The organism is Salipiger aestuarii, assembly GCF_003259905.1.
Classification (GTDB): Bacteria; Pseudomonadota; Alphaproteobacteria; order Rhodobacterales; family Rhodobacteraceae; genus Salipiger; species Salipiger aestuarii.
Genome location: NZ_QLMG01000029.1, coordinates 45,609 through 58,507 on the forward strand (window position 1 = coordinate 45,609; position 12,899 = coordinate 58,507).

The 12,899-nt window shown below is 64.5% G+C and carries 16 protein-coding genes and 1 tRNA gene; all 17 read left to right on the forward strand.

Annotation, left to right across the window (positions count from 1 at the left end; genetic code table 11):
• Positions 1-35: 35 nt before the first annotated feature.
• The 17 genes from ATI53_RS14900 (at position 36) to doeA (ending at position 12,501) form a co-directional block, all read left to right on the forward strand.
• Positions 36-791 (forward strand): sulfite exporter TauE/SafE family protein, encoded by a 756-nt coding sequence (locus ATI53_RS14900; RefSeq protein ID WP_111550733.1) that lies wholly within the window; start codon positions 36-38, stop codon positions 789-791.
• A 55-nt stretch (positions 792-846) separates the two neighbouring features.
• Positions 847-1,632 carry a 2-dehydro-3-deoxygalactonokinase gene (locus ATI53_RS14905; protein WP_009506002.1) on the forward strand — a complete coding sequence of 262 codons (786 nt, stop codon included), beginning with the start codon at positions 847-849 and terminating at the stop codon, positions 1,630-1,632.
• Between the two features lie 182 nt (positions 1,633-1,814).
• Positions 1,815-2,579 (forward strand): urease accessory protein UreD, encoded by a 765-nt coding sequence (locus ATI53_RS14910; protein WP_009506003.1) that lies wholly within the window; start codon positions 1,815-1,817, stop codon positions 2,577-2,579.
• A 3-nt stretch (positions 2,580-2,582) separates the two neighbouring features.
• On the forward strand, positions 2,583-2,885 hold the full coding sequence (locus ATI53_RS14915; RefSeq protein WP_009506004.1) for an urease subunit gamma: 303 nt from the start codon (positions 2,583-2,585) through the stop codon (positions 2,883-2,885).
• Positions 2,886-2,907: 22 nt separating this feature from the next.
• Positions 2,908-3,081, forward strand: a complete 174-nt coding sequence (locus ATI53_RS23360) for a hypothetical protein (RefSeq protein WP_009506005.1) — start codon at positions 2,908-2,910, stop codon at positions 3,079-3,081.
• Positions 3,078-3,383, forward strand: coding sequence for an urease subunit beta (locus tag ATI53_RS14920; RefSeq protein ID WP_009506006.1), 306 nt, complete (start codon positions 3,078-3,080; stop codon positions 3,381-3,383). The genes ATI53_RS23360 and ATI53_RS14920 overlap by 4 nt, the downstream gene beginning before the upstream one ends.
• A gap of 2 nt (positions 3,384-3,385) precedes the next feature.
• Positions 3,386-3,694: a hypothetical protein gene (locus ATI53_RS14925; RefSeq protein WP_009506007.1), complete on the forward strand. Its 309-nt coding sequence runs from the start codon at positions 3,386-3,388 to the stop codon at positions 3,692-3,694.
• 102 nt (positions 3,695-3,796) lie between these two features.
• A complete protein-coding gene (locus ATI53_RS14930) occupies positions 3,797-4,294 on the forward strand; it encodes a hypothetical protein (RefSeq protein ID WP_009506008.1) in 498 nt (165 codons plus the stop codon).
• Positions 4,295-4,309: 15 nt separating this feature from the next.
• Positions 4,310-6,058 carry an urease subunit alpha gene (ureC, locus tag ATI53_RS14935; RefSeq protein ID WP_009506009.1) on the forward strand — a complete coding sequence of 583 codons (1,749 nt, stop codon included), beginning with the start codon at positions 4,310-4,312 and terminating at the stop codon, positions 6,056-6,058.
• A gap of 237 nt (positions 6,059-6,295) precedes the next feature.
• Positions 6,296-6,514 (forward strand): hypothetical protein, encoded by a 219-nt coding sequence (locus tag ATI53_RS14940; protein WP_009506010.1) that lies wholly within the window; start codon positions 6,296-6,298, stop codon positions 6,512-6,514.
• Between the two features lie 145 nt (positions 6,515-6,659).
• Positions 6,660-7,190 carry an urease accessory protein UreE gene (ureE, locus tag ATI53_RS14945; RefSeq protein WP_009506011.1) on the forward strand — a complete coding sequence of 177 codons (531 nt, stop codon included), beginning with the start codon at positions 6,660-6,662 and terminating at the stop codon, positions 7,188-7,190.
• Positions 7,180-7,815: an urease accessory protein UreF gene (locus tag ATI53_RS14950; RefSeq protein WP_111550734.1), complete on the forward strand. Its 636-nt coding sequence runs from the start codon at positions 7,180-7,182 to the stop codon at positions 7,813-7,815. Before ureE ends, ATI53_RS14950 begins: the two co-directional genes overlap by 11 nt.
• 11 nt (positions 7,816-7,826) lie before the next feature.
• Positions 7,827-8,459, forward strand: a complete 633-nt coding sequence (gene ureG / locus ATI53_RS14955) for an urease accessory protein UreG (RefSeq protein ID WP_170134588.1) — start codon at positions 7,827-7,829, stop codon at positions 8,457-8,459.
• 79 nt (positions 8,460-8,538) lie between these two features.
• Positions 8,539-9,642, forward strand: a complete 1,104-nt coding sequence (gene leuB, locus ATI53_RS14960; protein WP_009506014.1) for a 3-isopropylmalate dehydrogenase — start codon at positions 8,539-8,541, stop codon at positions 9,640-9,642.
• Between the two features lie 174 nt (positions 9,643-9,816).
• Positions 9,817-10,794, forward strand: coding sequence for a DMT family transporter (locus ATI53_RS14965; protein ID WP_009506015.1), 978 nt, complete (start codon positions 9,817-9,819; stop codon positions 10,792-10,794).
• A 45-nt stretch (positions 10,795-10,839) separates the two neighbouring features.
• Positions 10,840-10,916: transfer RNA gene (locus tag ATI53_RS14970), tRNA-Pro, on the forward strand.
• 388 nt (positions 10,917-11,304) lie between these two features.
• The gene (gene doeA, locus ATI53_RS14975) at positions 11,305-12,501 is read left to right on the forward strand and encodes an ectoine hydrolase DoeA (RefSeq protein WP_009506016.1); all 1,197 of its coding nucleotides are present in this window, start codon (positions 11,305-11,307) and stop codon (positions 12,499-12,501) included.
• The last annotated feature ends 398 nt before the right edge of the window (positions 12,502-12,899 follow it).

The following is a 12,899-nucleotide window of genomic DNA, read 5'->3' on the forward strand; positions in this document are numbered from 1 at the left end:
ACCGGCCCGCAGGGGCAGGCGTCAAGGGGCACGGTTTGGAACAGACGGCGACATTCTGGATCGCGGCGGGCGCGGCCACGTTCTTTGTGGGCATGTCAAAGGGCGGCATCCCGATGGTGGCCATGCTGGGCGTGCCGATCCTGTCGATCTTTATCGCTCCGGGGATGGCGGCGGGGCTGTTGCTGCCGATGTATATCCTGTCGGATGTCTACGCGATCTGGCTGTTTCGCGGACAGTATTCCGCCCGAAATGTTGCCATTCTGGTGCCGGCGGGGTTGATTGGCGTCCTCATCGCCTTTCTGGTGGTCAGCCGCGTGCCGGTCGAGGCGACGAAGCTGATCGTCGCGCTGATCGGACTGACCTATCTTGCCGACGCGCTGCGCAAACGGCTGGCTCAGGATTTTCGGCCGCGAGACGCAGATATCGCGCGCGGGCTTTTCTGGGGCGCGGTGTCGGGCTTCACCAGCTACATCAGCCACGCGGGTGGGCCACCCTATCAGGCCTATACCCTGCCGCAAAAGCTTCCGAAGATGACCTTTGCCGGCACGTCCGCCATCGTGTTTGCCTGCATCAACTGGGCGAAGATGCCGACCTATGTGTTGGCGGGGCAACTGACGTGGGACAGTCTGAAGCTGATCTCGGTGCTGGCGCCCGTGGTGCTTTTCGGGGCTTGGGCGGGGTATCGCGCCACCCGCTGGTTGCCTGAGCGGATGTTTTTTGCGCTGATCAATACGGCGCTTGGGCTGTTGTGTCTCAAGCTGCTCTGGGAGGTCGGCGTGGCCTGGCTTTGATCCCATGTTCTGTCTGACCCAGCCCTTAGCCCCCGACTCTCGCAAAGGATACCTCATGACCCGACCCGACTGGATCGCCATCGAATTTGGCTCCGTGCGGATGCTGCAATGGGATATGCGTGGAAACGATGTTCTGGCGCGGCACGAGCGTGCACCGCTGCCGCTGAATGCCCTGGCCGACGCGGTGCCACAAGAGGTGCCGGTCGTTGTCAGCGGCGCGCCGGGCGCGGCCCTGGCCGTGCCCTGCAGACCGGCGCCGCCTTGCCGATCGGGAGGCTTTTTGCTTCTGCCGGGGGTCAAGCAGGCGCAGCCATATGACACGATGGAGGCCGAAGTCACGCGGATCGCGGGCTTTCTGGCGCTCAATCCGGGATTCGACGGGACAATCTGCCTGCCCGGCCCGACGTCTCGCTGGGTGCAAATCAGCGCGGGAGAGATCGTCAGCTTTCGCAGCGTTCTGACCGGCACGCTGTTGACGCTTTTGCAGGCACCGCAGGCGCTGGGCGCGTTGGACGACGGGTTCGATGCGGATGTGCTGCGCGAGGCGGTCGACCGGGCGCTGGGCCGGCCCGCGGCATTGACCTGTGACCTTGCGACACTGCGCGCCGGCATTCTCGCCGGCGGGGCGGAGGGCGCCGGATCGCGGGCGCTGGGCTGGTTGATCGGCGTCGAACTGGCCGCCACCAGGCCGTGGTGGCTGGGCCAGAACGTCGCCTTGCTGGCGGATGGACAGATGGGCGAGCCCTACCGGATCGCGCTTGAGGCACAAGGCGTACCGGCGCTGATCGCCGATGGCCCCCGGATGGCGCTTGAGGGGCTGAAGCGGGCGCGTGCCATGTGACAGATGGCCCCCGTATGAGCGTTTTTGCAGCGTCGTCATCGGCTTCGGGGGGTGTGCAGCCCGCGAAGGGTTGCGCCGGCGACGTCGATACCCGAGGATCTGCCCGGCAGGAGGACCGGCCCATACCCTACGATCAGGACAACGCGGCTGTGACCGCGCAGCGCGCGAGGGGACGGGCCAGAGTGTCGGCCAAAACCCGTGGTGCGCGCAGCGTCATCAAGGATCTGCACATGTCCGGCAGCGCAAAGCTGCTGTTCCCGCGCGGGCACGACGCGTTGCAGGCGGTCTATCTGAACAGTTCCGGCGGCGTGACCGGCGGCGACGCCTTTCAGGTCGACGCCCATGCCGAACGCGGCGCGCATCTTGTCATGACCACGCAGGCGGCGGAGCGGATCTATCGCGCGTTGCCCGGCCAGACCGGGCGGATCGATACGCGGCTGACGCTTGCGCCCGGCGCGCGGCTTGACTGGCTCCCGCAGGAGACGATCCTGTTCGAAGGCGCCGCGCTGGACCGACGGCTCAGCATCGACATGGCCGACGATGCGCGGCTGATCGCCTGCGAATCCTTCGTGTTCGGGCGCCATGCCATGGGTGAGGTGTTACACGACCTGCGCCTGCGCGACCGGATCGACCTGCGGATCGGGGGCCGGCTTGTGTTCGCCGACAGGCTGCGGCTTGAGGGCGACGCCGTCGCGACGCTGTCCCACCCCGCCGTGGCGAATGGCGCGGGCGCCATGGCGACGGCGATCCGGGCCGGCCCCGGTGCCGCGACGGGCATTGATGCGTTGCGTGAAATGCTGCCCGAAAGCGCAGGCGTGTCCGCGTTGACCCCGGATCTTGTTGTGATCCGTATGGTTTCCGTTGACGGCTTTGCGCTGCGAGGCCACCTTGCCCCTGTCTTGCGCCATCTTTGCGGCGCCGCGCTCCCACGACCCTGGATGATCTGACCCATGCAACTGACCCCCCGCGAAAAGGACAAGCTTCTTGTCGCAATGGCCGCCGAAGTGGCCCGCAAACGCCTTGGACGCGGCGTCATGCTGAACTATCCCGAAGCGGTGGCGTTGATAACCGACGCCGTGGTGGAGGGTGCGCGCGACGGCCGGTCCGTGGCCGAGATGATGGAAGCGGGGGCGCAGGTCGTCACCGCCGAGCAATGCATGCCGGGCGTTCCCGAGATGATCCACGAGGTGCAGGTCGAGGCGACCTTTCCCGATGGCACCAAACTCGTGACCGTTCACAATCCGATCCGCTGATCGCTGTCCAAGGAGGATCGCAATGAAATATGCTTTGCCTTTCGTGCTTTTTGCGGGCCCCGCTCTGGCCCATACGACCGAGGACGCGCATCTGCACCCGCACGACGGTGCCTCCTGGCTTGTCACGGTTGCGGTGCTGGGCGCGACCGCTCTGGCCGGGCATCTTGTGCTGTCGCGGGTAGGGACGAACAAATGATCCCCGGAGAATTGTTCCCGGCAGCGGGCGATCTGGAACTGAACGCGGGGCGCGAGGCGATCGTCCTGATGGTCGCCAACACTGGCGATCGTCCGGTTCAGGTCGGGTCGCACTACCATTTCGCCGAAAGCAACCCGGCGCTCGATTTCGACCGCGTGGCGGCGCAGGGGACCCGGCTGGACATCGCCGCCGGGACGGCGGTTCGGTTCGAGCCGGGCCAACGACGCGAGGTTGCGCTGATCCCCTTTTCGGGGGCGCGCAAGGTTTATGGATTCAATCAGAAAGTAATGGGCGCTCTGTGAATATGTTTGAAGATACGCTGTCATGGCAGCGCAGCATGCTGCAACTGGGCTCGCTTGTCGCGGAATCGCAGCAGGTGATCGCCTATCGGACCCTTGGAATGGCGGGGATCTGGTCGGTTTGTCCGACCGAAACCACGCGGATGGTGCATGAAAAAGGTCCGGCATTCATGCAAAGCTGGTGGGGCGCAAGCCGCGCCGCGATGGACGGGGCGGCGCCCGACCGGGTTCTGGACGCCTGGACCGCGCCGCTGGAACGCGAGGCACGTTCAAACCGAAAGCGCCTGGCGCGTCGCGGATTGAATCTGGGGTAAAGGCGCCCCCGGCCAACAGGAGAGCGAGGCGATGTTGCCGATATCAGCGATGGGCCGGACCCTGCGACCCTGCCCGCAAGCGGACAGGCCCAGGAGACGAAGATGCGGCTGACGCGGGCGATGGTCGATTTGGGGCGCGGGAACATGGGTGCCCTCGGGCCTTTGCGCGGCGACCGACAGAGCGCGCGAATGGGCATTTTCGGCCCTGTCACGCCGCGCCGCTGGTCGCGCGCGCACCCAAAGCCCGAGCCTGTCGCGGTCTCGGCCACCGGCACGCGCGCCCTGATCGAAACGGCGCGCCGGACCGCCGCCGGCGCGACGACCCGCAGGCGCCGGCGGGATGATTTTGGTAGAAATGGGACGGAATGGATGGCTCTTGTTCAGGATCTTTCGCTGCGACAGCTTCAGCATTTCGCGCGGCACAAGCCTGTGCGCGCGACTTTTTCTTCGGGGGAAGTCGATGGCGAAAAATTACTCCAGATCGACACCTATGGAACTGCGTCACGCAAGTTTCCTGACAAGGTCAGCCAGTCGCTCCAGCTTGATAAGTCGTCTGACAAGCTATTGAAAATGCTTATAGAAAAAGAGTTCGACCTCTGAATAAAGGTTCCCCAGATGCCTGCACGGATTTCCCGCTCTGACTACGCTGCGATGTTCGGCCCCACCACGGGGGATCGTCTGCGCCTTGCCGACACAGACCTTATCATCGAGGTCGAACGCGACCTGACCGCCGAACTGGTCGGCCAGGCGGGGGGCGGCAACACTCCGGTCTATGGCGAAGAGGTCAAGTTCGGCGGCGGCAAGGTGATCCGCGACGGGATGGGGCAAAGCCAGGCGACCCGCGCCGAGGGCGCCGTTGATACCGTCATCACCAACGCGCTGATTGTTGACTACACCGGTGTCTACAAGGCCGATGTCGGCCTGCGCAGCGGGCGCATCCACAAGATCGGCAAGGCGGGCAACCCCGACACCCAGCCCGGCGTCGACATCATCGTCGGGCCCGGCACCGAGGTGATCGCGGGCGAGGGGCGTATTCTGACTGCCGGGGGCATGGACAGTCATATCCATTTCATCTGCCCGCAACAGATCGAGGACGCGCTGCACTCTGGCCTGACTACCATGCTGGGCGGCGGCACCGGCCCCGCGCATGGCACGCTGGCGACCACCTGCACGCCCGGCCCGTGGCACCTTGGGCGGATGATGCAGGCGGCGGATGCGTTTCCGATGAACCTCGCCTTTGCGGGCAAGGGCAACGCCTCGCTGCCCGCGCCGCTGGAAGAACAGATCAAGGCCGGTGCCTGTTGCCTCAAGCTGCACGAAGACTGGGGCACCACCCCCGCCACCATCGACAACTGCCTGAGCGTCGCCGATGCGTGGGACGTGCAGGTGATGATCCACACCGACACGCTCAACGAATCCGGCTTTGTGGAAAACACCGTCGCGGCGATGAAGGGACGCACCATCCATGCGTTCCACACCGAAGGGGCGGGCGGCGGCCACGCCCCCGACATCATCAAGATCTGCGGCGAAGAACACGTCATTCCCAGTTCGACCAACCCGACGCGTCCCTACACGGCCAACACGCTCGAAGAGCATCTGGATATGCTCATGGTCTGCCACCACCTCGACAAATCCATCCCCGAAGACGTCGCTTTTGCCGAATCCCGCATTCGCAAGGAAACCATCGCCGCCGAAGACATCCTGCACGACATGGGCGCCTTTTCGATCATAGCGTCGGACAGTCAGGCCATGGGCCGCGTGGGCGAGGTGATTATTCGCACCTGGCAGACCGCAGACAAAATGAAGAAACAGCGCGGCAAGCTGTCCGAAGAAACCGGCGACAACGACAACTTCCGCGTCAGACGTTACATCGCGAAATACACCATCAACCCCGCCATCGCCCACGGCATCAGCGGCGAAATCGGCTCGATCGAAGAAGGCAAGCGCGCCGATCTCGTGCTCTGGTCGCCCGCGTTCTTCGGGGTAAAGCCGGAAATGGTGCTGATGGGCGGCACCATCGTCTGCGCCCAGATGGGCGATCCGAACGCGTCGATCCCGACGCCGCAGCCTGTCTACAGCCGCCCGATGTGGGGCGCCTATGGACGATCGGTGGAAAATTCGGCGGTGATCTTCGTGTCCGAGGCGGCGCAATCCGAAGGTATCCGCAACCGGCTTGGTCTCGCCAAGCAGACTGTTGCGGTGCGCGACACGCGCGGCATCGGCAAGTCGCACCTCAGGCTCAACACCGCCACGCCGCAGGTCGAGGTCAATCCCGAAACCTACGAGGTGCGCGCGGACGGAGAACTACTGACCTGCGAGCCGGCCACCGAACTTCCCATGGCCCAGAGATATTTCCTGTACTGACGCGCAAGGCGCCGCGCCCCGGTTTCATCTTGCCCGATAAACTCCGGGCGGCCCGAAGGGTGGGGGCAGCGCCCCCTCGGTCGCGGGGCCTGCCCGGAGATCGGTTCAACATTAAACCATCGAGCCATGCGCCCTGCGAAACCCGACTTTGCAGTTGCAGCATTTGTCATATCGGTCAGTGTGCTTTACCTATCGGATCAAGGGAGGGGACCTGATGACTGATGGAAAGGTTTCCCAATGGCATTTCTCACCGCAAGCCACGCACATCACGACGCCCCGCTTCTGACGCGCTTTTTCCGCGCCATCGGCAGCGCTCTGATCGCCATCGCTGAATCGAACCCGCGCCTGCGCCGCGTCAAAGCCTTGCAGCGCCTGTCGGACGAACAACTGGCCGCAAAAGGTCTGCGCCGCGATGACATCGTGCGCTATGTGTTCGGCGACGTCTACTACCTGTGATCCCGGGCCTCGGCCCCGGTTCACCCTGGCGAGGTACCGCGCAAGCTTATGGCATTCGGGGTCACGCGACCGGCAAACCCGGCGCGTGGCCTTGTCTTTTGCAGCGATCTGAAGTGATCTGCTTTCGAACGACGAAAGAGATCACATGACCCTTCCCACCGCGCATGACATCCGGCGCAAGGCGCAGGACACCCCTGCGGACCGCGTGGTCCTGAGCTATGACGACCGCTTCCTGCGCAGGAAGGTGCTGAGCACCGAGGCGGGCGAAGACGTTCTGGTCGATCTTGCCCACACCGAAAGCCTTGGCGAAGGCGACGCCTTCGTGCTGACCGACGGGCGTCTGGTGGCCGTCGCGGCAGCGGTCGAACCGCTGCTCGAAGTCACCGGCGACGCGCTGCCCCGAATCGCGTGGCATATCGGCAACCGCCACACCCCCTGCCAGATCGAATCGTCCCGTCTGCTGATCCAGCGCGATCACGTCATCGCCGACATGCTGTCCCGGATCGGCGCCACGGTGCGCGAGGTCGACGAACCCTTCACCCCCGAAGGCGGTGCCTATGGCCATGGGCGCACGCATGGTCACGACCATTCGCACCGGCACGGCCCGGAGGCGCATGCGGACGGCTCCGGCCAGTCCCACGCGCACGGATCGCACCCCCACAGCCATGACCACTGACCCGTCGCTGACGCTGCACCAGATCTTTTCGCCCGCTTTTCCCGTAGGGTCCTTCGCGTGGTCGCACGGGCTGGAAACCGCGGTGCAGCAAGGCCAGGTGAGCGATGCCGACGGCCTGGAAAATTGGCTGGCGGCGGTGCTGCGGCACGGCGCGGGCTGGTCCGACGCGGTTCTGCTCGCCTGCGCTGCACGCGGGGAGGATGCGGCGGCGCTGACCGAGCTTGGTCGTGCGCTCAGCCCCTCGGCGGAACGCCGCGCCGAAACGATGCAGCAGGGCCGCGCCTTTGCCGCCACCGTTTCGGATGTCTGGGGCGTGGCGATCCCGGCCGCGCCTTACCCCGTTGCGGTGGGGCTGACGGTGCGCGCGCTGGCGCTGCCGCCGGGCGTTGCGCTGCGCCTCTATCTTCAGGCGTTCGCCGCCAACCTGACCGGCGCTGGCCTGCGGCTGATTCCGCTGGGGCAGACCGATGGGCAACGCATAACCCTTGCCCTGTCCCCGCTATGTGCCGAGCTTGCGGCAGCGGCGCAGGACGCGGGCACCGACGACATTGGCGGGTTTGCCCCGCTGCTGGACATTGCCAGCCAACGCCACGACATGCTGTATTCCCGCCTGTTCAGATCATGACGGAGACCCTGATGGCTTCCCCCAACGGACCTTTGCGCGTGGGCCTCGGCGGCCCGGTCGGCGCTGGCAAGACCACTCTTACCGCCGCGCTGGCGCGCGCGCTGCGCGACCGGCTGTCGATGGCCGTCGTCACCAACGACATATATACCCGCGAAGATGCCGAAGAGCTGATGCGCCAGCAGGTGCTGCCGCTCGACCGCATCAAGGGCGTGGAAACCGGCGGCTGCCCGCACACCGCGATCCGCGAGGATGCGTCGATCAACCTTGCCGCCATCGCCGAGCTGACCGAAGCGCACCCCGATCTGGATCTGGTGCTGATCGAAAGCGGCGGCGACAACCTGTCCGCGACCTTTTCGCCGGAACTTGCCGACGTGACGATCTATGTGATCGACGTCGCCGCGGGCGAAGAGATTCCGCGCAAGGGCGGCCCGGCGATCACCAGATCCGACATCCTTGTCATCAACAAGACCGACCTTGCCCCGCACGTCGGCGCCTCGCTTGAGGTGATGGAACGCGATGCGGCGCGGATGCGGGCGGGCAAGCCGTTCGTGTTTGCGCAGGTGCGTCACGGGCAGGGCGTGGACGACATCGTGGACCTGCTGGTGCGGATCGGCGGGCTGGCCCTTGCGCAGGCGGCGGAATAACCGCGACGGCGGCTTTCTTGACCATCGCGCCGCGTAACGCTACCCGATGCGGGATATGTATGAGGAGAGGACACGTCCCATGAGCAACCCTTCGCTTCTGATCCTGCCGGGCGACGGCATCGGCCCCGAGGTCATGGCCGAGGTGCGCCGCATCATCGCCTGGTTCGGTGAAAAGCGCGGCATCACCTTTGACGTGTCCGAGGATCTTGTCGGCGGCGCCGCCTATGACGCGCACGGCACGCCGCTGCACGATGACACCATGGCCAAGGCGCAATCGGTGGATGCGGTGCTGCTGGGCGCCGTGGGCGGGCCGAAATACGACGGGCTGGATTTCTCGGTAAAGCCAGAGCGCGGCCTGCTGCGTCTGCGCAAGGAAATGGACCTGTTCGCCAACCTGCGCCCGGCGCAGTGCTTTGACGCGCTGGCGGATTTCTCGTCGCTCAAGCGGGATGTGGTGGCCGGGCTTGATATCATGATCGTGCGCGAGCTGACCAGCGGCATCTATTTCGGCGAGCCGCGTGGCATCATCGAAGAGGGCAACGAGCGCGTCGGCATCAACACCCAGCGCTACACCGAGTCCGAAATCGACCGGGTGGCACGGTCCGCGTTCGAGCTCGCGATGAAGCGCGGCAAGAAGGTCTGTTCGATGGAAAAGGCCAATGTGATGGAATCGGGCATCCTGTGGCGCGAAGTGGTCACCGAGGTCGGCAAGGACTACCCCGAGGTCGAACTGTCCCACATGTACGCCGACGCCGGCGCCATGCAGCTGGTCCGCTGGCCCAAGCAGTTCGATGTGATCGTCACGGATAACCTGTTCGGAGACCTGCTGTCCGACGCAGCGGCGATGCTGACCGGATCGCTGGGCATGCTGCCGTCTGCCTCGCTTGGCGCGCCGATGGAAAACGGCCGCCCCAAGGCTCTGTACGAGCCGGTGCATGGCTCTGCCCCCGACATCGCCGGCCAGGCCAAGGCGAATCCCATCGCCTGCGTGCTGAGCTTTGCCATGGCGCTGCGCTACAGCTTCGACCTCGGGGCCGAAGCCGAACGGGTGGAAGCGGCCGTCAACAAGGTATTGGGGGACGGCGCGCGCACTGCCGACCTGCTGGGCGAAGAGGGCGTTACCCCGGTGTCGACCAGCGGTATGGGCGATGCCATCCTGGCCGCATTGGACGCCGGCCTCTGATTTCGCCGCCGCCTCTGTCATGGGCATGGAGGCGGCGGTTGTGGCGAAACATCGCTTTCGCGATTTCAATGCGTTGACCGGGTGGGCGCAAGCTTACAGATCTGGACTTGGACAGGGCTGCGCGACACGCGTGCTGGCCTTGGTTCGCCAAGCATCACGCACCGGGATACCAACATGGGCCACAACGCAAAAGGCGCGCTTCTCGCGCTGTTTTCCTTCGCGATCTTTGCCATTCACGACGTGATCGTGAAGCTGCTTGGCGCCAGCTATGCCCCGTTCCAGATCCTGTTCTTTTCGGTGCTGTTCAGTTTTCCGCTGGTCAGCCTGTTGTTGATTCGCGACACGACGCCGGGCCATTTGCGCCCCATCCATCCGTGGTGGACGGCGCTGCGCACCGTTTCGGCGGTGATTACCGGGCTCAGCGTGTTCTATGCGTTTTCCGTGCTGCCGCTGGCGCAGACCTACGCGATCCTGTTCGCGCAGCCGTTGCTGATTACCGTTCTGGCGATTCCGATCCTGGGCGAACGGGTGCGGTTGCGCCGCTGGATAGCGGTGTTCGTCGGGCTTGCGGGGGTGATGGTGGTGCTGCGTCCGGGTTCGACCGAACTGACGCTGGGCCACGGCGCGGCGCTGGTGGGCGCGTTCTTCGGGGCGTTGGCGTCCATCGTCGTGCGCAAGATCGGACAAGAGGAACGGTCCGTCGTCCTGCTGCTGTATCCGATGCTGACCAATTTCGTGGTGATGGCCTGTGCGCTGCCCTTTGTCTACCAGCCGATGCCGATCGAACATCTCGGCGGCGTCGGGGTGATGGCGGTGCTTGCGTTGAGCGGGGGGCTGGTGCTGATCTCGGCCTATCGCAAGGGCGAGGCGGTGATCGTCGCGCCGATGCAATATTCGCAACTGCTATGGGCGACGCTGTACGGGGCGTTGGTCTTTGGGGAATGGCCCGATGGCACGACGCTGCTGGGCGCGGTGCTGATCATCGGGTCGGGCGTTTATATCGTGCTGCGCGAAGGTCGGTCCAGCGCGTCTGAAAACACCCCGGTGCTGCGCACCCGCAACCGGCTGGAAACCGGCACCTCGCTGCGCATCGGCCCGCTGATCCGGGCGATGAAACGCCGCGACAAGGTGATCCGGCAAGGCACGCAATGAACCCTTGCCAACGGCGCCGGGCTGGAGTATTCCGCCCGCCACGGTCGGGCTGTAGCGCAGCCTGGTAGCGCACCTGCTTCGGGAGCAGGGGGTCGGAGGTTCGAATCCTCTCAGCCCGACCAGTGACATTGGCGTCGATTGCGGGGATATGCCGCGTATCGCACATTAAGGCGTTCTTCGAGGCGTCGAGAGAACGCCGTGATTGCCGGTTGCCCAGGCTTCGGCCCCAGTTTCATTCACAGTCATAAAATGACGATTGCGGCCACGCGATTCGCGACTCGCAGTGGTTTGCGCGAGTGCCTGACTCTGTTGGAATCCCCTGATCGTCGCGGTCAAGGACTGGCAAACCGACGTTGCCGTGAACGATGGCCACGGCTGCGCCCCCCACCCGCGCCTCCCGGTGCATCGCTCTGGACATTGCGCAACACCCGTCCGAAGGTTCGGGAACCCGCCGGGCGCTGATCCCGGCCGTTTCCCATGGCGCTTGCCGCCTTTTCCCAAGGAGCTCTCGTGCCAGACCTACAACGCACTCCGGAACGCTACACCACCGAAGAATACGAGGAACGCCTCGTCAAGATCCGCGCCGACATGGCGCGCAAGGGGATCGACCTGCTCATCCTGAGCGACCCCTCCAACATGGCCTGGGTCGCGGGATACGGTGGCTGGTCCTTTTACGTGCATCAATGCGTGCTGGTGGGGCCGTCCGGCCCGCCGATCTGGTTCGGCCGGGGCCAGGATGCGAACGGCGCCTACCGGACGGTCTGGATGACCGAGGAATATGTGATCGGCTACCCCGACCAATATGTTCAGTCCACCGAACGCCACCCGATGGAATACCTGTGCGGCAAGCTGGTCGACATGGGGTGGCACAAGGGTGTCATCGGGGTCGAGATGGACAATTACTGGTTTTCCGCCCGCGCCTACGAGCGTCTTCAGCATGGCCTGCCCAATGCAAGGTTCGCCGACGCCACCGGGTTCATCAACTGGCACCGCTCGGTGAAGTCCGACAAGGAACTGGAATACATGCGCCAGGCCGCGCGCATCGTCGAGCGGATGCACCACCGCATCGCCCAGAAGGTCGAGGTCGGGGTGCGCAAATGCGATCTCGTGGCCGAGATTTATGACGCGGGCCTGCGCTATGATGAATGGTACGGCCACGGGGGGGATTACCCCGCCATCGTGCCGCTGCTGCCGTCGGGTCCGGATGCCGCCGCGCCGCACCTGACCTGGGACGACTTGCCGATGAAGGCGGACGAGGGCACGTTCTTTGAAATCGCGGGCTGCTACCAACGGTACCATGTGCCGCTGTCGCGCACGATCTTTCTGGGCAAACCACCGCAGCACATTCTGGATGCGGAATCGGCGGTGCTCGAAGGTATGGATGCAGGGCTGGAGGTCGCCCGGCCGGGGAACACCTGCCACGACATTGCGGATGCGTTCCTCAAATCGCTCGAAAAGCGCGGGATCATCAAGGACAACCGATGCGGCTATTCCATCGGCCTGAGCTACCCGCCGGACTGGGGCGAGCGGACCATGTCTTTGCGCCGCGGGGATCGCACCGAACTGAAGCCGGGCATGACGTTCCACTTCATGACGGGGCTATGGATGGAAGACTGGGGGTACGAAACCACCGAATCCATCGCGATCACCCAAGGCGATCCAGAGATCTTTTGCGACCTGCCCCGCAAAATGCTGGTGAAGGACTAGGACCAGGAATGTTTGGGGGGATATGTGTGATTCCGTGGTGATCTGTGGATAAGGTTGTGGGTAGGGGGGGTATTGGGTTGTTTTTGGGGGATGTTGCTGAGGGTGCGGGGGTTTTGGCGGTTTGGGTTTGGGGTGGAGTTTTTGGTTAAGGTATTGATTTGGTTTGTTAGTTGTCTTTTCTTGAAGAAAAGATGACGTCTTTTGCAAAAAGGGGTTGCGGGTGTTGGTGGCTAACCGTAAAAGCCCCCTCACCGGCGGCGCTGAGGCGCTGGACGGGGCGCCGGACGGGCTGGACGGGATGAGGTAGCGGAGCTGCTGAGTTACGGACGGTTTGTTGGCGCGACGGACATTCGAGAGGTAGGGACGGGCGGCGCGCCTTGATATTGGCGCATCGTTCT